The sequence below is a fragment of the Streptomyces tendae genome, from assembly GCF_008632955.1.
Taxonomy (GTDB): Bacteria; Actinomycetota; Actinomycetes; order Streptomycetales; family Streptomycetaceae; genus Streptomyces.
Map to the genome: position 1 here is coordinate 4,609,143 of NZ_CP043959.1, position 18,705 is coordinate 4,627,847.

The window sequence follows — 18,705 nt, forward strand, 5'->3', positions numbered from 1 at the left end:
GTCCCCCTCGGTCCGCGTACCGCCACACCGGAGTGCGGCATCACGGAGCCGGGCCCGGCGGCCGGTCAGGCGCAGTAGCGGACCAGCCACTCGTCGGAGTTGTAGGCGAAGCGGGCCGGGTCGGGGGCGGCTGCGGGTCGTTCCTCGATCAGGTCTTCCACCCGGACGGGTTCCGGCAGGCGTCCGAAACGGGCGTGGCGGGCCTCCGCGGCCACGTCGTCGTCCTGATGTGCGCGAACAAGGTCCCGGCTCACGGCGACTTCCCCTCTCCGGCCGGACGGCGCTCCCCCCTCGGACAGCACCGCGGCCACCTGCGACCAGTGTCACACACCGACGGCCGAACGCAGCAGGGGTGTTCGCCGCCCCGGCGGCCGGGGAGGACGACCGCCCGCCGAGCAGGTGAGCCCCCTCCCCCGCCCCGCCGCACGGGGATGCCGGGGTGATCCGCCCGCCCTCTCATGGGCGGCAGGCGCCGGGATCCGCCCGGCCGGGCGGAGGAGAACGCGCCGATGCCGTCGAGACGCGGTGCGTACCTGATCATCCTCGCGGTGTTCCGCGGGCTGCTCGTCGCCGTGAAGGCGGCCGTGCTGAACGTCCTGTCCATCGCGGCCTCGTACGGGGTGGTCGTCGCGGTGTTCCAGTGGGGGTGGGGCGGGCCCGCGCTGGGGGTCTCGGGGACAGTGCCGATCGAGAGCTACGTGCCGATGATGATGTTCGCGATCGTCTTCGGGCTGAGCATGGACTACGAGATCTTCCTGCTCTCCCGGGTCCACGAGGCGTGGCGGCGGACCGGGGACGCCCGGGCTTCGGTCGCGCACGCCCTGGAGATCACCGCGCGGGTCATCACCTGCGCCGCGCTGATCATGGTGAGCGTGTTCGCGGCGTTCGTGGTGAGCGACGACGTGGTGGTGAAGATGCTGGGCCGGGGTCTGGCGGTCAGCGTGCTGATCGACGCCACGGTGGTACGGCTGCTGCTGGTGCCGGCCGTGCTGACCTTGCTGGGCCCGCACGCCTGGTGGACCCCGCACTGGCTGGACCGCGTCCTGCCGCACATCGACGCCGAGGGCGAAGAGGCACGCGGCGCGGCGCACCGTTGAGTGCCGCGCCCGCCCGCAACGCATGAGGGCGGCAGGACCCCTCGGGGTCCTGCCGCCCTCATGTACCGAGGGTGCCGAGGGTCAGGCGCCGCGCCGCACGCTGCGCAGGACGAAGAAGCCGAAGATCACCAGCACTCCGCCGATGGCGGCCGGCCAGAGCTGGGCGCCGGTCTCGGCGAGGCTTCCGCTCCCGCCCTGGGCCTGAGCCTGGGTCCGGTCGTCCAGTTCGGGAAGGCTGCCGGGCACCTGGGCGGCCTGCGCCTCCTGGCCGCCGCCGTCCTGGTTCCCGTCGTCCGCACCGCCCTGGTCGCCGGCGTCGCCGCCGACGGCCGGGGTCGAGACCTTCACGTCGGGCTGCTGCGGCTGGGCCGTGCCCTTGTCGTCCGCGGGCTTCTCGGTCACCGGGGGCTGCTCCTGGCCGTTGCCCTGGTCGTCCTTGCCGCCCTGCTGGTCGCCGCCCTGGTCGCCTCCCTGGTTGCCGTCGTCCTGGTCGCCGTCGCCGCCCTGGCCCGGCTCGGTGGGCGTCGCGGTCGGCTCCTCGCCGCCACCGTTGCCGTTGCCGTTGTCGCCGCCGTTACCGGTGTCACCTCCACCGTTGCCGTTGCCGTTGTCGCCGCCGTTGCCGTTGTCGCCGCCGTTACCGGTGTCACCTCCACCGTTGCCGCCGTCGGCGCCGGCGCCGCAGGTGCGGCCCTCGTTGATGCAGGCGACCATCTCGTTCATCAGGTCCTCTTCGAAGACGTTGATGAAGTCACCGTGGTCGGTGATCGGCTTGTGCAGCTGCTCGGGGAAGGAGTCCACGGCGAACAGCGGGACGGTCTTGCCGCCGTCGTTCAGGCTCGGCGCGTCCACGTCGTAGACGATCCGCTGCACCAGCTGCGGGATGGGCTGGAATTCGGCCGGACAGTTGCCCTCGGCGTCCGCGAACGCCATGTGCGTGCGGTGGTTGGCGCTGTCGATGTTGCGGCCGTCCCAGCAGCTCTGGAACGCGAAGGTGCGGACCACGTCACTGCCCTGCGGGCACAGCGGGTACTTGTCCTTCAGCTGCCGGTCCTCGAAGCCGGTGCAGCTCCAGGAGGCGTTGGCGTTGGCGGGGCCGTTGACGAAGGACTTGGCGTCGCCGGTGATGATGCGCAGCAGCCGGGGCATGGCCGTGACCTTGCCCTGCGGGTTGCCGACGAAGGTCAGCGTGACGTCCTTGGGGGTGACGATCTCACCGGCGTTGCCCTCGATGCCGCCGCCCGGGGAGTTGGCGTCCCGCTCCTCGGTGCCGTTCTGCAGGCGCAGCACCGGCCAGTAGTACGAGGACCTGTCGCGCTGGTCCTGGCAGCTGGTGTCCGCCCGCGCCAGGTCGTCGTCGCTGACGAAGGCGTTGGTGGCCTGGTTGCCGATGTAGTCGTGGAAGTGGTGGGCGCCGTTGCTCACGCCGGGCGCCGCGATGACGTTGTCCGAGTTGAACACGCCGTTCTCGTTGACACCGCACTCGCTGGTGAAGGTGCCGGTGGAGGCGTTCCCCGACGGCTGCGGGGTGGAGACGTTGGGCTGGACACTCTCGATGGAGACGTAGTCGCCGGGCACCGGTCCGTTGCCGGCCTGGCCGCCGTTGCCGCCGCCCTGGTCGCCGCCGCCCTGCTGGTCGCCGCCGTCCTGGCCCTCCTGGCCGTCCTGGCCCTGACCACCCTGGTCCTGGCCGTCCTGGCCGTCACCGCCCTGCTGGTCCTGGCCGTCACCGGCCTGCTCGCCGTTGCCACCGTCGTCCTGGCCGTTGCCGGCGGGGGCGTTGCCGGAGTCGCGCACGGCGCAGCCGGCGAGTTCGTCCAGGCCCTGCGGCCGTTCACCGCCCACCCGCTCGATGGCGGTGCCGATGCGGGCGAGCACCGCGGCGCGCTTGTCCTTCAGCGGGCCGGCGATGGCGTTCTCGGCGAAGCCGGGGTCCTGACGGATGGCGTCGGCCGACTCGCCGAGCCGCTTGTAGGCCTCGGCGATCTGCCCGTCGAGGTTGGCGAGTTCCTTGTCGACCTCGCCGCGGGCCTGGTCCGGCACCGCGGTCAGCCGGGTCGCCACGTCGGGGCAGTCGATGGTGGCGGCGCCCGACAGGACCTGCGCGTCACCCGTCCCGCCGTCCGTCGCGGAAGCGTAGACGTTGGCCGCCATCATGCCGCCGCCGCCGAGGATCAAGGCGAAAGCGGCGAGTGTCGCGCGCTGTTTGGGGCGTCTGCGTGTGTTGCGTGCCAAGGCAGTACTCCTACGCTTCTGTCGCGGGGGGTGGGGCATTCGATTCCCACGCCCCATACGCAGGCGGAGCGCACTGTGTTCAACCGGCTCACGACTTCTTCCGGAAATCTCAGCAACCGCAGGCCACTTGAGCCGCACGAGCCCCGCCGGACGGGGTGCGTCCTGCGGGAAACCGGGAACTGCGCGCGGCCGGGTGTCAGCGCGGCAGGAGAACCGTGCGGTCCAAGGGACCCGGGTGTGCGGCGGCGCACCCGACGGTCTCGTCGACATGGTGCAGACCGGACGTCCGCACCTGGTCACCGGACAGGTCCGGCGCTCGGGACGCGGCGAGCCGGATGACGCCGACGTCGGCGGAGCGCGGACACATCCACTGCCCGAGCACCGTCACCGAGTTGCCTATCAGCGCGGGCTCGGCGCGATCACGGCCCGGTGCCCCGACGCGTCCCCGCCCCATCACCGGCGCCACGGCCACCGCGCCGCCGCCCCGTGCCGGCGGCCCCGCTCACCAGGCGCGCGCCTCCAGGCCGCCCGCCGGCATCCCCCGTAGGGGATCACGGACACGCCGAGCGCCGTCCAGCGCGCCGGGGCCTTCCCGGCCGCGTCGGGCAGCGGGCGCACGTTCTCCTTCGGCACGCGTATCGGCTCGGCGCCGCTCCCTGGAACCTCCGCGCACTCATCCACCCGGGTCAGAGCCGGTCGAGGTCCCGCGTCGTGCGGCCAGGCAGACGACGGAGTCGTCCATCGGCACCCCCTTGATCTCCTCGAAGCCCATCCGGTCGTAGAAGGCCGGGCGGGCTTGTTGGCGACCGTCATCACGAGGTGCACGGCCGGCACGTCCCGCTCCGCCAGCGCCGCGAGCAGGGTCCGCATCAGCTGCCGCCCGTACCCGCGCCCCTGCCACTCGGGCAGCAGGTCGATGTGCAGATGGGCGGGCCAGGCGGCCAGTTCGGGGACGATCATCCGCTCGGGGTGGTGCAGCAGCCAGGCGATCTCCTCGTCCGGGGTGGCGGGCGGCCGGACGGCTCGGGGTGGCGGTCGGCGACCAGCGGGAGCCACGCGGCGCGGAACTCGCGGGTGAACCGTACGGTGTCGGCGGCGCCGACGACGTAGCCGACCGCCTGCCCCGCCGTCGTCCAGCACGAAGGCAAGTCCCGGCTCCAGATGGACGTAGGGGGCGGCGAACGTGTCGGGGAAGACGGTGGGGTCGGCGTAGTGGGGCCGGCTGTCCTGGCCGTTGTGCGCGGTGCGGACACAGATGTCGTCAAGGGCCGCCCGGTCCTCGCGGCGGTACGGGCGGATCGCGGGTGACTCGTTCATGGGCGGCATCCTGCACCTGATGGAGCGCTCCCACAAGTGGTTTACGGCCACTGTGTCCACCCGTCCGCCGGGGCGTGACATGCCGGTCGCGGGGCACCGGTGGCCATGAAGCTGCATATCCCGGGCCGGGGCGACCGGCCGGTTCACTCAGACGCGCCGGACGAGTCCGCGGCCTCGCGGCGGGACGGGCAGCCGGCGCAGGAGCCGGCCCGAGCGACGCGGTGGAGGCGGCGGCGCCGGACACTCCGACCAAGCTCCCCAAGGGGGCGTGGAAGGGGCGCTCAAGGGCAGCGTGCGCGAGTTCAAGGACGACGAACTGACCGACCGCGCCGCCGCCCTGACGTACTACGGGGTGCTGGCACTGTTCCGGCGCTGCTGGCGCTGGTGTCGATCCTGGGACTCACCGGGAAGTCGACGACGGACAGGGTGCTGGAGAACGTCCAGGAGCTCACGGCCCCGGCGCCGCGCGGGACATCATCACGCAGGCGATCCAGCAGCTGCAGGGCAACGCGGGCGTCGGGTCGCTGGTGGCGATCCTCGGTCTGCTGCTGGCCATCTGTCGGCGTCGGGCTACGTGCCGCGTTCATGCGCTCGGCGAACGCGGTGTACGACATGCCCGAGGGGCGCCCGGTGTGGAAGGTGCTGCCGGTGCGCGTGGCGTGACGGTCGCGCTGCTGCTGATGGCCGGGATCAGCGCGCTGATCGTGGTCTTCACCGGCGGGCTGGCCCGTCAGGGGCGACCTGCTGGGGCTCGGAGACACCGCGCTGACGGTGTGGTCGATCGCCAAGTGGCCGGTGCTGGTCCTGCTGGTCACCGTCATGATCGCGCTGCTGTACTGGGCCGCGCCGAACGCCAAGGTCAAGGGCTTCCGGTGGGTCACGCCGGCAGCTTCCTGGCGCTGCTGATCTGGCTGATCGCCTCCGCCGGCTTCGCCCTCTACGTCGCCAACTTCGGGTCGTACAACAAGACGTACGGCACGATGGCCGGTGTCATCGTCTTCCTCATCTGGCTGTGGATCACCAACCTGGCGATCCTGCTGGGCCTGGAGTTCGACGCGGAGATCGCCCGGCAGCGGGCCATCGCCGGGGTCATCCTCCGAGGAGGAGCCGTACACGCAGCCGCGGGACACCCGCGCCTGGGACGAGCAGGACCGGCAGAAGATGGACGGCGCCTGACCCGCCGGGGTCCCGGCGGACTGAGGCCCGCCGGGACCCCGGCGGGCCTCAGTCCGCGAGCCCTGCCGCGAGGGTGGCGCCCAGTTCCCAGCACCGTTCCAGGGCGGCCTTGTCCGGCTCGCCGGTGACGGTCACGGCCTCGACGGCGCGGCGCCAGCCGAGGCCGGTGGTGACGGACTCGATCCCGCGCACCGCGCCGGTGACGTCGGTGCCGCCGTGCACGTAGTACCCGAAGGGCCTGCCCCGGGTGGTGTCCAGGCAGGGGTAGTAGACCTGGTCGAAGAAGTGCTTGAGCGCCCCCGACATGTAGCCGAGGTTGGCCGGGGTGCCGAGCAGGTAGCCGTCGGCCTCCAGGACATCGGTCGCGGTTGCGGACAGCGCGGCACGGCGCACCACCCGCACGCCCTCGATCTCCGGGGCGGTGGCGCCGGAGACGACGGCTTCGAACATCGCCTGGCAGTTCGGCGAGGGCGTGTGGTGGACGATCAGCACGGTCGGCACACCCCGACCCTGCCGTGCCGGACGTCCCGACCGCAAGCCGTGCCCGAGCGAGGTGCCGTTGTGACGGCGGACGGGGGGTGGCACCATGCCGGGCATCGGGATTCAGGGAGGCGGGTGCGTAGTGGGCGGCGAAGGTCACGAGTCACCGGCGGTGGCGGTGTTCGACGCGCTGGGCAGCGACTACGAGAAGGCGTTCGCGTCCTCGTCGGCCCACCGGGCGTCACTGAACTGGCTGCTCGAACGGCTCTCCCCCGGCAGCACCGTGCTGGACGTGGGCAGCGGCACGGGACGTCCCACGGCCGCCGCGCTCGCCGGTGCCGGACACCGGGTGCTGGGCGTCGACGTGTCCCCGGTGATGGTGGAGATCGCCGCCCGGCAGGTGCCCGAGGCGGAGTTCCGCTGCGAGGACGTCCGGCGGATGCCACTCCCGGAGGGGTCGTACGACGCGGTCTGCGTGTACTTCGCGCTGCTCCAGATGAACCGGGCGGAGCAGACGGAACTGGTGCGCCGGCTGGCGGCGGCGGTGCGGCCGGGCGGCCTGCTGGTGCTGGCGACGGTGCCGCTGGACGTGGAGGAGTTCGACGGCGTGTTCATGGGCCGGCCGGTGCGGGTGACCAGCTTCGCGGCGCAGGACGTCACCACGCTGGTGCGGGAGGCGGGACTGACGGTGGAGCGGGAGGAGAGCACCATGTTCACCCCGAGCCATCCGCAGGCCCGCCCGGAGCCGCATCTGTTCCTGCACTGCAGGCGGGGCGAGGGCTGAGGCTCGCAGGACCGCCACGGACGGCGCGGCCCCGCTCCTCGCCCGCATCGGGTCGATGGGTCCCGGGTGACGCCGCTCCGTCGCTGCCGGGACGCGTGTCGCGGGGACCGAGCGGGCCTTCAGCCCTGGGGCTCCTGCGGTGTGGCGTCGGCCTCGCGCAACGTCCGGTCCTTCAGCTCGGTGCGCGCCTCCGTGCGGTGGCCACGCGCGATGTAGTCCCGGACGACCGCCTCGACCGCGTCCTGGGGTGAGCCGATCCCCGCCAGGACCATCACCTCCACCACGAGTTCCGCGTCGAGACCGATGCTGACCTTGGCCACCCCGTGCCCCCTTCTCACGTCGTGGCCGCACTCTAGTTGCTCGCGGTCCGTGAGGAAGCCGGTCAGCCGGTCATGCGTTTGCGCCAGGTGGGTTCGACCTGTCGCCACTCCGCCTCCCACTGGTCCAGCCGCCGCAGCCGCAGGCGGGCGCGGGCGAGCCAGCCGCCGACCAGGACCACGCCCCCGACGACGACGGCGACCGTGATGCCGGCCATCGCCACCTGGAAGCCGGCCTCGGCGCCCTCGGGCGGCGGGGACACCAGCCGGCCGGACGCGTCGTTCCACACGGTGACCTCGGTGCCCTCCTTGCTGCCGGCGGGGACCTCGGTGCGCCCCGTGTGGCGGGTGCCGTCCGGGGCGGTCCAGCGCACCTCGGCCCAGACGCCGCCGTCGCCGCTCTCGGACACGGGCGCCGCGTCGCGCGCGTTCTCGACCAGGACGGCCGGGACCGGGCTGCTGCGCTCACGCCGGTCGTCGAGCGACCCGTCGACCGCGCCGGCCGCCGCCAGCCCGCCGAACCCGGCGAGGAGCAGGGCGAGGACGAACGTCGCGATCAGCAGCCAGGCCTCGGCCACGTCGCTGCGGCGGCACAGCGGGTTGCTCCGCCACCGCCACCAACGCACCCCGGCCCTCGCACCATGCGTCGCCATGGGAGGTCACCTCCTCGCACGGGTGCTGACCGCGCCACCTCTCCAGGGTGGACCGTTCCGTCCCGGCCCGCACGGGCGGAACGGGCCTTTCCGTCAACTCACCGACCAGGAACCGGAGTCGGTCCGGCGGCGGTTCCGGTCAGACCGACGGGTGGACGGGGACCACTTCGTGCTGGGGGACACCGAGGACGACCTTGAGCGCCCCCGTCTCGGCGGCGTTGCCGAAGACGTCGTACGCCTCCTGCATCTGGTCCAGGGGGAAGGTGTGGGAGACGAGGCGGCGGGTGGGCAGCCGGCCGGCCGCCGCCATGCGCAGCAGGGTCGGGGTGGAGTGGGTGTCGACAAGGCCGGTGGTGATGGTGACGTTCTTGATCCAGAGGTCCTCGAGGTGCAGGGTGGCGGGCGCGCCGTGCACGCCGACGTTGGCCACGTGGCCGCCGGGGCGCACCACCCGGGTGCACAGTTCGAAGGTCTCCGGGACGCCCACCGCCTCGATGACCACGTCCGCGCCGAGTTCGCCGGTGAGGTCCTCGACGAGCTGTTCCGGCCCCTCGCCCGCGTCGGCCACGGCGTCGGCGCCGAACTCCTTCGCAGCCTGGAGCCTGGCGGCCGCCAGGTCCACGGCGACGACCCGCTCGGGCCCGAACAGCCGTGCGGTGGCGATCGCGGCCAGACCGACCGGCCCGGCACCGACCACCACCACGGTGTCCCCGGGCCGCACCCGCCCGTTGAGGACGCCCACCTCGTAGGCGGTGGGGAAGATGTCGGCCAGCAGCACGGCGTCCTCGTTGGCGAGGGCGCCGGGCAGCGGGTACACCGACAGATCGGCGAACGGGACCCGTACGTACTCGGCCTGGGTGCCGTCGACGAGGTGCCCGAGGATCCAGCCGCCACCGCCCCGGCACTGCCCGTACATGGCCTCGCGGCAGTAGCGGCAGCGGCCGCAGGCGGAGACGCAGGAGATCAGGACCCGGTCCCCGGGCCGTACGGTGCGGACGTCGGGCCCGGCCTCGACGATCTCGCCGACCGCCTCGTGACCGAGCACGGTGCCGGGCCGTACCTCGGGCAGGTCGCCCTTGAGGATGTGCAGGTCCGTCCCGCAGATGGTGACGGCGTCGACGCGGACGATGACGTCGCCGGGCTCCCGGATCTCCGGATCGGGAACCTCCTCCCACGCGGACTGACCGGGGCCGTGGAAGACGTAACCCTTCATGCCGATCTCACCTTCTCGCTGGGCGGCGGGCCCCGGCGCGGGGCGTGCGCGACCCGCCTGCGTCGGCGGAGCCGGGGTGTGCCGGGCGCCGCCCCTGCCCTTCCAGTCTGTGCGCCGTGCGCCGGTTCCGCCGCGCGCGACGGCGACACCCGTGCGCTTGCGGGCACAGGGGCGTCCGGCAACGGGCAGGGGACGCCAAGTCACCCGGTGAGAGGCGTCCGGCCGGACGGTGGGGGTGCCGTCCACGCGGCATGAGACGCTCGGCCGCGCGGCGTGGGGCGCCGGGCCCCCGGGGGGACGTCCGGCCCCTGGATGCGTGGGGCGCGGCCCCGAGGGGGCGTCCGACCGCGGGAGGGCGTCCGGCCGCGCGGCGTGGGGCGTTCGGCCACGCCGTGGGAGGCGTCCCGTCAGGCGACGGGACGGGCGATTCCCGTGTGCAGGAGGTGGCGGGTCTGGCGCGCCGAGTCGCCGAGGCGCAGGGCGAGGCGGGTGGCGAGGTCGTAGAGGCGGCGTACGGCGGCGAGGTGTTCCAGCCGGGGGGCGAGCGCCGACAGGGCGATCGCCAGGGCGACCCCGGTCCAGGCGACCGGGCCGAGCGGGACGCAGCCGAAGAAGTGGCTGACGCCGGGCGTCTGCACCAGCGCGGCGAGCACCGCGGCGGAGCCGAGCGCGGTCACCCACACCAGGGTGCTGTGGCGCCGTCCGGAGAGGGTCTGCACCAGCTGGGCGCCGACCACCCCGCACAGGGCCATGGTCGTGGAGCGGCGTTCGGTGCCGGGGGTGAGCCGGCCGATCAGATAGGCGGTGACCGCGCCGAGGCAGGTGGTCACACCGCGCCGCCGGATGGAGCGCAGCAGCGGCGCGCCGAGCACGTCGAGGCTCATCGGGCCGGTCGCGGCGTGCGCCGCCGTGGACGGGTCGTCGCTCGGTGTCACGGCCACCGCCATGGCCGGGAACATGTCGGTGAGCAGGTTGACCAGCAGCAGCTGGCGGGTCGACAGCGGCGAGGAGCCGGCGAGCAGGGTGCCCAGCACGCTGAAGCCGACCTCGCCGGCGTTGCCGCCGATGAGGATGCTCACCGCGTCGGCCACGCTGCGCCACAGCGCCCGGCCCTCGGCGAAGGCGTCCACCAGGACGGACAGGTCGCCGCCGGTGAGCACGATGTCGGCGGCGTTGCGGGCGGCCGCGGAGCCGCGGGCCTCGATGCCGACGCCCACGTCGGCGGCGCGGATGGCGGCGGCGTCGTTGGCGCCGTCGCCGGCCATCGCCACGACCCGGCCGGCCTGCTGCAGGGCCTCCACGACGTGCAGCTTCTGCTCGGGCGCGACCCGTGCGACGACACCGGCGCCGTGCAGGGCGCGCACCCGGTCGGCGCGGCCCATGGCGACCAGCTCGTCCCCGGTGACCACCCGTGTCTCCTCGGGCCAGCCCAGTTGCAGGGCGATGGCGCGGGCGGTCTCCGGGTGGTCGCCGGTGAGCATGACCGGCAGGATGCCGGACGCGCGCAGCGCGGTGAGCAGTTCCTGCGAGGTCTCGCGCGGTACGTCGGCCAGGGCGACCAGTCCGACGAACTCCAGCCCGCCCAGGCCGTCCTGGAGCTCCGCCGCCGGGTCGTCGCCCCGGTACGGGCGGCGGGCGACGGCGAGGACGCGCAGTCCCTGGCCGGCGAGGGTGTGGGCGGTGCCGGTCGCCGCGTCGGGCAGGTCCGCGCAGGCGGGCAGCACGGTCTCGGGGGCGCCCTTCACGACGAGGTACGTCCCCTCGCCGTCGCGGCCGACGGCCGCCGCGTAGCCGCGGCTGGCCTCGAAGGCCAGTTCGCCGTGGGCGGTCCAGGCGTCGTCCGGCGGGGCGGCGTCCAGCACCGCCTCGTCGGTGGCGTGCGCGACCTTGCGTCCCTCGGCGGTCTCCTCCTGCGGGCAGGCGCGCGCGGCCTGCCGTACGACCGCCACGGCCCGCTCCGCGTCCGGGGCCAGGACGGTGCCGTCGGCGGCGGCCACCCGCACCAGGCGGAGCCGGTTCTCGGTGAGGGTGCCGGTCTTGTCGAAGCACACGGTGTCGACCCGGCCGAGCGCCTCCAGGGTGCGCGGGGTGCGCACCAGCACGCCCCGGCGGGAGAGGCGGCGGGCGGCCGCCATCTGGGCGACGGTCGCGACCAGCGGCAGCCCCTCCGGGACGGCTGCGACGGCCACGGCGACACCGCCGCTGACGGCGCGTCGCAGCGGGCTGCCGCGCAGCAGGGACAGCCCGGTCACCAGTGCTCCGCCGGTGAGGGTGACGGGGAGGGCCTTGCGGGTCAGCTCCTGCAGGCGGGCCTGCACACCGGCGGGTGGCGGGGTCCGGGAGGCCAGGGCGACCGCGCGGCCCGCCTCGGTGTGGTCGCCGGTGTCGACGACCAGCGCCTCGGCCCGGCCCGCGACCACGGTGGTGCCCTCGAAGACCATGCAGGTCCGCTGGGCGACCGGCGCGCCCGGCGTGGCGTCGACGTCCTTGGTGACGGGCAGCGACTCGCCGGTCAGCGACGACTCGTCGACCTCCAGCCCTTCGGCGCGCACCAGCCGGGCGTCCGCCGGTACGACGTCCCCGGCGGCGAGGTCGATCCGGTCCCCCGGCCGCAGCCGGACGGCGTCGACGGTCACCGTGCGGCTGTCGGTGACGTGCCGGCGGGCTCGGGGCTGCTGGTGGGCGGCCAGCCGGGCGAGCGCCCGTTCGGCGCGCAGCCGCTGCAGTCCGCCCGCGATCGCGTTGAGGTCCATGGCACCGACGACGAGCAGCGCGTCGACGACGGAGCCGAGCAGTGCCGAGGCGACCGCTCCGGTGGCCAGGACGGGGGTGAGCGGGTCGTCGAGCTCGCGGCGGACCGCGCCGGCCGCCTCCCAGGTCCAGCGGGCGGGCGCCGCCGCGCCGGTCCGGGTCAGGCGGGCGACGCGCTGCCGGGCGCGGGCGGTGAGCAGGTCGAGCCCGACGGGTTCGGTCGCGGTGCGGGCGTCCCGGAGCAGGGCGTGCGCCTCGTGCGGTTCCAGGGCGTGCCAGGGCACGTGCAGTCGCGGCTCGGGCGGCACGGCCCGGGCCACGCGTACGGCCTCGGTCCAGCCGCTGACCAGGGCGCCGGCCGCCGCGACGTTCACCGGCGCGTGGCGGGTGAGCCGCTGCCACACCCGGCCGCCGGGAGTGCCGCCGCGGGCCACCATCAGCCCGGAGAGGGCGGCGCCCGCCCGGGCCAGGGTCTGCGAGCGGCGGCCGACCCGGCGGGCCGCGGGGACGGCGGTGAGCAGCCGCCAGACGTCCGCCAGTCCGCCGGGGGCGAGCGCGTCGGCGCCCCAGGGGATCGCCGAGAGGCCGTCGGTGAGGGCGATCGCCACGTCGCCCGCGGGCAGTCCGTCGGCGATGTCGCGGTCGCCGTCGGCGGGCACGCGGGCCACGGCGACGACGATGTGCCCGTCGTGCTGGAGGGCGCGCACGATGTCGCCGAAGGGCAGGTCGACGGGGGCGACCTCGTCGGCGAGGCGGGTGATGTCCTTCAGCTCGGAACCGCCGGTGACGACGACGTGCAGCCCTGCCCGGCGGGCCGCGTCGAGCACCGCCTCCGCCCAGGGGTGCACGGGGTCGTGGTAGGGCGCGGGTTCCTCGTCCTCGGCCGGGGGGAGGTTGCGCAGCGCGTCGGCGTGCAGGACCAGCGAGTCGGCGATCTCCAGCTGGCGCAGCCGGTCCCCGCCGCGTACCAGCACGCCGGACCGGGCGAGCGCGGTGCCGAGCACGGCGTTGAAGGCGGCCGGGCCGTAGCGCGCGGCCTTCGGGGAGCCGGCGAGCACGGCCTCGGCGGCCTCGCCGGTGTCACGGGTGATGAGGAGCGTGGCTGCGGCCCCGGCGACGCTGCCGGTGCCGGCGTTGGCCGCGTACGCCTGGGCGGGGGTCACGCGCAGCGGCGGGCGGATGTCCGGGGGACGCGGGATGCCGGCACGCCGTTCGCGGCAGATGTCGTCATGGACCGCCTCGAAGGCGACCGCGCGGGCCGTCGCCTCGGTGAGCTGCCCCGTGCGCAGCAGGCCGTCGAGCAGCAGGGACACCGGGGACTGGGCGGCGCCGTGCGCGGCGGCGTTGGCCGCGGCGAGGAGCAGTTCCATGCCGCTGCCGCCGAGCCGCTCGCGCAGCCGGGCGCGGAAGCGGGGGTTCTCGCGCAGCAGGGTCACGGTGGCGGTGAGCGCCTTGGGGCTGCGCGGCAGCCGCAGCGAGCGGCCGGCGAGGGCCCCGGCCACGCCGGCGGCGTCGAGCAGCAGGGCGGCCGCGGCGACCCGCACCTCGCGCGGGTCGCCGGGGTGGACGGTGGCGTCGTCCGGCTCGGGTCCGGCGTCCTCGGTGAGGCCGAGGCGGGCGGCGAGCGCGACGGCTCGCTCGCTCACGCGGTCGCCCGCCGCGTCCGTCGCCGCGGTCACCACGAGACGGGCGAGCCCTTCGTCCCAGTACGCGGCCACGACGTCGGGGTGGTCGAGCAGGCCGGCGGCGACCTGGCGGGCGAGCGGGCCGACGGCGGCGTCGGGGTGGCGCAGGGCGAGGTGGACGCGATGCCCGGCCCGCCAGTGCCGGCCGCCGCCGAGGGCGTTGCGGGCGACGTTCTTCAGGCGGCGCGTCGTGACCTGTACGGACGTCACGCCCTGGGCGGTGCCGCGGGCGGCTCCGGCGGCGGCCCCCGCCAGGGCCCCGGCGAGCGGGGCGACGTCGATGAGTGCGAGCATTCCGGCTCCCGTGCGTGGTCGTGGTTCAGCCGGTGTGCCGGGACGTGCCGTCCCGGTCGCTTCGGGGGGCGTGCTGCGTGGTGGCCTCGGCGACCTGCCGCAGCGCGGAGGCGGTGGTGGTGTCGCCCACCTTGGCGGGCTGCTCACGCACCTGCCGGTGCCTGGAGGGGGTGAGACGGTCTCCGGGACCGGCCGGCCCCCGTACCTCGGCACCGCGCCCACGGCCCGCGCCGTCGCCGCCCGCCGCGGCGGCCGTACCGCCCCGGCGTGACCCCGAGCCCCCGGTCCCGGCGCCGGCGGCGCCCGCGAGGAGCCCGCGCTCGGGATCGGCCGGCGGGCCTTCGCCGGCCGACGTGTCGTCCGTCAGGGCGGTCGCGGAGTCGGCGGCCCTGGCCCACTCCCCCTCCGTCCCGCGGGGGCGGGTGAGCCAGGCGACCGCCGCGCCGGTGAGGGCGACGGGCCACTCCACGAGTCCGGCGACGCCGAGCACTCCCGCGCCGGCGTAGACGGCCATCCGGCGCCCGCGCGGCGACACCGCGCCGAGGGCGTCGAGGGCGCCGCCCGCGGCCCTGCCCACCTGCCCGGCGCCCGGCAGCCGCCGCAGGTGGGAGGTGACCGCCCGCAGCGGCTGCGGGAGATCCGACGCCCGCGACGTGTCCTGCTCCATGTCGACCTCCACCGGCGCGCACCGCCGCCGGGCGCACTCGTCCGTTTCGTTGTCTTTCGCCCCATGGTCGGCCGTGACCGGCCCGGGCGCCTTCCCGGTACGCCCGAAGCGGTTGGGGCCCCGCCCGTGCCGCCGTCGGACCCGTGTCGGAACGGGCGCGCCGGGTACCAGGAACAGGCACACAGGCGTGCGCCCTCGACGGGCACCGGGAGACAGCGGCCGGGCGGACCGTCCGGTCGCGAAGGGAGTGGTCGGGTCATGACGGAGAACGGCGAGGACGCCGCACGGATGCGGCGCCCGGGGACACCGGACCTCCGTCTGGCCTCGGACGCACCGGGTGAGGCTCCGCCGCTCGACGTGCGGGCGGAGCCGAAGTTCGGGCAGGCGGACGACTCCGGCCTCCCCCGGGACCGCAACCAGGCCATCCTGGAGGCGGCCAAGCAGGTCGGCGCGGTGCTCAAGCGGGGCGGGCACCTCTTCGCGCTGGCGGGCAGCGTCGCCGTGCACGCCCACGGCGGCAGCGGCAACCTCCAGCACGACGTCGACTTCTGTGTCCGCCCGCAGGACGCGGGGCCGGTCGCCGCCACGCTCCGGGACGCCGGGCTGACCGTCTACACCCCGCCCGAGGACTGGCTGATCAAGGCGACCTGCTTCGGCCAGGACGTCGACGTCATCTTCGAGCTGGCCCACCGGCCGGTCTCCACCGAGATGCTGGAGCGAGCGCGGGAACTGCCCGTGGAGTCGGTCCGGATGCCGGTCCTGGCGCCGACCGACCTGCTGACCAGCCTCGTCGCCGCCTTCTCCGAGCACCACTGCGACTTCGGCGCCGTGCTGCCCATCGCCCGCGCGCTGCGCGAGAAGGTCGACTGGGAGCAGGTACGGCGCGACTGCGGCGACGCGCCCATGCCGGCCGCCTTCTTCTTCCTCCTGGAACGCCTGAACGTCATCTGACCCGCCCGTGGAAGGAACGCCCATGAACACCCACGACGCCGGTCCGGCGGGCGGCGCCCCCCGCGGCGCCCCCCCGAGTACCGCATCGCCCACCTGCAGGACCGCCTCGCCTCGGAGGAGCTGGGCGAGCTCGGGGTGCGGGCCGAGGTCCGCGGCGGGGCCGTCCTGGTCACCGGCACCGTCCCCTCGGCCCGTTGCCGGGACGACGTCCTGGAGGTGGTGCGCGAGGAGCTCGGCGGGCTGGAGGTGCACTGCGACATCCTCGTGACCGAACCCTCGTCGCCCGACCACGCGGAGGAACTGTCATGATCCGGGTCGCCGCCGTCGGGGACATCCACATGGGACCCGACACCCGGGGCGTGCTGCGCCCCGCCTTCGACACGCTGCCCGACTGCGCGGACCTGCTGCTGCTGGCCGGGGACCTCACCCGGCACGGCACGCTCGACGAGGCGCGGGTGGTGGCCGACGAGATCCGGGACCTGGGGGTGCCCGTGGTCGCCGTGCTCGGCAACCACGACCATCACGACGACCGGCAGGACGAGGTGTCCGACCTGCTGCGGGGCGCCGGGGCGCACGTCCTGGAGGGCGAGTCGACGGTGCTGCGGATCGGGGACGCGCGCGTCGGCGTGGCCGGCACCAAGGGGTTCGGCGGCGGGTTCGTCGGCGCGAGCGCCGGGGAGTTCGGCGAGCCGGTGATGAAGGAGTTCGTCCGGGTCTCCCGCCGGTGTGCCGACGGCCTGCGGACCGCGCTGGAGCGGCTGGCGGAGGAGGACTGCGACGTGCGGATCGCGCTCACCCACTACTCCCCCGTGCCGGAGACGCTGGCCGGTGAGCCGGCGGAGATCTACCCGTTCCTGGGCAGTTATCTGCTGGCCGAGGCGATCGACACGGCCGGCGCCGACCTCGCCGTGCACGGGCACGCGCACGCGGGCAGCGAGCACGGCATGACCACCGGCGGCGTCAAGGTGCGCAACGTCGCCCAGCCGGTGATCGGGCGGGCCTTCCACGTCTACCACCTGCCGCTGCGCGAGCGGGTGGGCGCGGACGCCCGGGCGTCCGCCGGCTGACCCGGCCTCATCCCCGTTCCCCGCGCCGCCGGTTCACCCGGCGGCGCTCTCCTGTGCGCGGTCCCGCGTACCGCCTGTGGTGTGAACGGTCCGCACGGCACACCTCTGACAAGCATCTTGTCTGCTTAGCATGCAGCTCCGTGTCCGCGGCCCGCCGTCGCGCGCCGGCCCGGGCCGCGGACCGCGCTCGCCTGCCCGCGTCGCCGCCGGCCTGCGCCAGCCGTCCATCCGCCGCACGCCGTACGAGAGGACACCAGATGGCGCTGCCGGGCCGAACCGGACGACGACCTGCCCCCGCGCTCGCCCTCACGGCGCACGACACCGAACTGCGCACCGCCGCCCGGCACGTGTCGCGCCGTCGCTTCCTGACCGTCACCGCCGCTGCCGCCGCCCTCGCCTTCGGCACCAACCTCCCCACGCGCGGCGCGTTCGCCGCGCCCCGGCTCGACGCGGCCCGGATCACCGAGGACCCCTTCACCCTCGGCGTGGCCTCCGGGGACCCGCTGCCGGACTCGGTGCTCCTGTGGACCCGGCTCGCCCCGGCGCCCTTCCAGCCGGACGGCGGGATGGGACAGCAGCAGGTCGAGGTGGCCTGGGAGGTGGCGCTCGACGACTCGTTCGCCCTCGTGGTGCGCGGCGGCACCGTCGTGGCCCACCCCGAGTACGCGCACAGCGTGCGGGCCGACGTGCGCGGGCTGGATCCCGGCCGGCCCTACTACTACCGGTTCCGCACGGGCGCCTGGATCAGCCCGACGGGCCGCACCCGGACCGCCCCCGCGGCGGGCGAGGACGTCACACGCCTGCGGCTGGCAGCGGTGGCCTGCCAGGCGTACCACGACGGCTACTACACCGTGCACCGGCAGCTGGCGCGGGAGGACGTCGACGTGGTGTTCCACCTCGGCGACTACCTGTACGAGTACGCCGTCAACTCCGCGGGCGGCGCCCGGAACTACACGGACCGGGTGCTGCCGTCCGTGTTCAACCGGGAGACGACGACCCTCGCGGACTACCGGATGCGCTACGCGCTGTACAAGAGCGACCCCGACCTGCGGGCCGCGCACGCCGCACCACCGTTCGTCGTCACCTGGGACGACCACGAGACGGAGAACAACTACGCGGCCGAGCACGACGAGAACGGCAGCGACCCGGCGCTGTTCCTGGCCCGGCGGGCCGCCGCCTACCGCGCCTACTGGGAGAACCAGCCGCTGCGCGCCGGCCAGCTCCCCGACGGCCCCGACGCCCAGCTGTTCCGCCGCCTGAACTGGGGCACGCTCGCGCAGTTCGACGTGCTGGACACCCGGCAGTACCGCTCCGACCAGGCCTACGGCGACGTCACACACGTGCCCGGCCCCGAGTCGGACGACCCGGCACGCAGCCTCACCGGCGACGCCCAGGAGCGCTGGCTGCTCGACGGCTGGGCCGCTTCCGGGGCGTTGTGGAACGTGATGCCCCAGCAGGTGTGCTTCTCGCAGCGCGCGCTGGACCTCAACGCTCAGGCCAAGCTGTCCATGGACGCCTGGGACGGCTACCGGGCCAACCGCGGCCGGCTCGTCGCCGGGGCCAAGGCGGCCGGCGTCGAGAACTGGCTGGTGCTCACCGGCGACGTCCATGTGGCGTACGCCTTCGACATCAAGGAGGACTTCGGCGACGCCGGTTCGGCCACCTTGGGCACGGAGCTCACCTGCACCTCGGTGACCAGCGGCCGGGACGGGGCGGAGCACCCGGCCAACTGGGACACCCTCATGAGGGCCAACCCGCACCTGCGCCACTACGACGGGCGGCGCGGCTATCTCCGGGTCGAGCTGAACCGGGAGAACGCGCGCGCCGACTTCCGCACCGTGCCGGCCGTGACGACGCCCGGCGCGGCCGTCACCACCGCCGCCTCCTTCGTCACGGAGGCGGGCGCCCCCGGGCTCAGGCCCGTCTGACGTCACCCGGCCGACCCGTCCGCGTACTGCACTTGGGGCCGGTCGTCGTATCGAACGTGTCAATCCCGGCGTGTCCTGACATCCCGTCGG

At 74.8% G+C, this 18,705-nt stretch carries 14 protein-coding genes and 3 pseudogenes; 7 read left to right on the forward strand and 10 right to left on the reverse strand.

Annotated elements, in window-relative coordinates; genetic code table 11:
* Positions 1-65: 65 nt before the first annotated feature.
* Positions 66-254: a hypothetical protein gene (locus tag F3L20_RS21160; RefSeq protein ID WP_150155705.1), complete on the reverse strand. Its 189-nt coding sequence runs from the start codon at positions 252-254 to the stop codon at positions 66-68.
* A gap of 273 nt (positions 255-527) precedes the next feature.
* On the opposite strand from F3L20_RS21160, the pseudogene F3L20_RS21165 reads away from it, so the two are divergent.
* Positions 528-1,097, forward strand: a pseudogene (locus F3L20_RS21165) (MMPL family transporter); the annotation flags it as partial.
* An 81-nt stretch (positions 1,098-1,178) separates the two neighbouring features.
* Here the strand turns inward: F3L20_RS21165 and F3L20_RS21170 are convergent.
* From F3L20_RS21170 to F3L20_RS21180, 3 genes and pseudogenes are all read right to left on the reverse strand, one after another.
* The gene (locus F3L20_RS21170) at positions 1,179-3,251 is read right to left on the reverse strand and encodes a DUF1996 domain-containing protein (protein ID WP_167534714.1); all 2,073 of its coding nucleotides are present in this window, start codon (positions 3,249-3,251) and stop codon (positions 1,179-1,181) included.
* A 277-nt stretch (positions 3,252-3,528) separates the two neighbouring features.
* Positions 3,529-3,786, reverse strand: a complete 258-nt coding sequence (locus F3L20_RS21175) for a hypothetical protein (protein WP_150155706.1) — start codon at positions 3,784-3,786, stop codon at positions 3,529-3,531.
* Between the two features lie 232 nt (positions 3,787-4,018).
* A pseudogene (locus F3L20_RS21180) lies at positions 4,019-4,649 on the reverse strand (GNAT family N-acetyltransferase).
* A gap of 105 nt (positions 4,650-4,754) precedes the next feature.
* Here F3L20_RS21180 and F3L20_RS21185 point away from each other — a divergent pair.
* A pseudogene (locus F3L20_RS21185) lies at positions 4,755-5,825 on the forward strand (YihY/virulence factor BrkB family protein).
* Between the two features lie 48 nt (positions 5,826-5,873).
* Here F3L20_RS21185 and F3L20_RS21190 read toward each other — a convergent pair.
* The gene (locus F3L20_RS21190; protein ID WP_150155707.1) at positions 5,874-6,326 is read right to left on the reverse strand and encodes a flavodoxin family protein; all 453 of its coding nucleotides are present in this window, start codon (positions 6,324-6,326) and stop codon (positions 5,874-5,876) included.
* 85 nt (positions 6,327-6,411) lie between these two features.
* Between F3L20_RS21190 and F3L20_RS21195 the strand changes: the two genes are divergently transcribed.
* Positions 6,412-7,089 carry a class I SAM-dependent methyltransferase gene (locus F3L20_RS21195; RefSeq protein ID WP_150155708.1) on the forward strand — a complete coding sequence of 226 codons (678 nt, stop codon included), beginning with the start codon at positions 6,412-6,414 and terminating at the stop codon, positions 7,087-7,089.
* A 119-nt stretch (positions 7,090-7,208) separates the two neighbouring features.
* Here F3L20_RS21195 and F3L20_RS21200 read toward each other — a convergent pair whose 3' ends face one another.
* The 5 genes from F3L20_RS21200 to F3L20_RS34065 all read right to left on the reverse strand — a co-directional run bounded on the left by F3L20_RS21200 (position 7,209) and on the right by F3L20_RS34065 (position 14,669).
* Entirely contained in the window at positions 7,209-7,409 is a 201-nt protein-coding gene (locus F3L20_RS21200; protein WP_150155709.1) for a DUF2191 domain-containing protein, read from the reverse strand.
* Between the two features lie 62 nt (positions 7,410-7,471).
* Positions 7,472-8,059: an Rv1733c family protein gene (locus F3L20_RS21205; protein WP_150155710.1), complete on the reverse strand. Its 588-nt coding sequence runs from the start codon at positions 8,057-8,059 to the stop codon at positions 7,472-7,474.
* Positions 8,060-8,198: 139 nt separating this feature from the next.
* Positions 8,199-9,272, reverse strand: a complete 1,074-nt coding sequence (locus tag F3L20_RS21210; RefSeq protein WP_150155711.1) for a zinc-dependent alcohol dehydrogenase family protein — start codon at positions 9,270-9,272, stop codon at positions 8,199-8,201.
* Positions 9,273-9,679: 407 nt separating this feature from the next.
* On the reverse strand, positions 9,680-14,002 hold the full coding sequence (locus F3L20_RS21215; RefSeq protein WP_150155712.1) for a cation-translocating P-type ATPase: 4,323 nt from the start codon (positions 14,000-14,002) through the stop codon (positions 9,680-9,682).
* Between the two features lie 25 nt (positions 14,003-14,027).
* On the reverse strand, positions 14,028-14,669 hold the full coding sequence (locus tag F3L20_RS34065) for a hypothetical protein (protein ID WP_167534422.1): 642 nt from the start codon (positions 14,667-14,669) through the stop codon (positions 14,028-14,030).
* A 258-nt stretch (positions 14,670-14,927) separates the two neighbouring features.
* Between F3L20_RS34065 and F3L20_RS21225 the strand changes: the two genes are divergently transcribed.
* From F3L20_RS21225 to F3L20_RS21240, 4 genes are all read left to right on the forward strand, one after another.
* Positions 14,928-15,620 (forward strand): nucleotidyltransferase family protein, encoded by a 693-nt coding sequence (locus tag F3L20_RS21225; protein WP_150155714.1) that lies wholly within the window; start codon positions 14,928-14,930, stop codon positions 15,618-15,620.
* A gap of 135 nt (positions 15,621-15,755) precedes the next feature.
* Complete coding sequence (locus F3L20_RS35725) at positions 15,756-15,929, forward strand: BON domain-containing protein (protein ID WP_431193173.1); 174 nt, start codon at positions 15,756-15,758, stop codon at positions 15,927-15,929.
* A complete protein-coding gene (locus F3L20_RS21235; protein WP_150155716.1) occupies positions 15,926-16,687 on the forward strand; it encodes a metallophosphoesterase family protein in 762 nt (253 codons plus the stop codon). Before F3L20_RS35725 ends, F3L20_RS21235 begins: the two co-directional genes overlap by 4 nt.
* A gap of 257 nt (positions 16,688-16,944) precedes the next feature.
* Complete coding sequence (locus F3L20_RS21240; protein WP_150155717.1) at positions 16,945-18,615, forward strand: alkaline phosphatase D family protein; 1,671 nt, start codon at positions 16,945-16,947, stop codon at positions 18,613-18,615.
* The last annotated feature ends 90 nt before the right edge of the window (positions 18,616-18,705 follow it).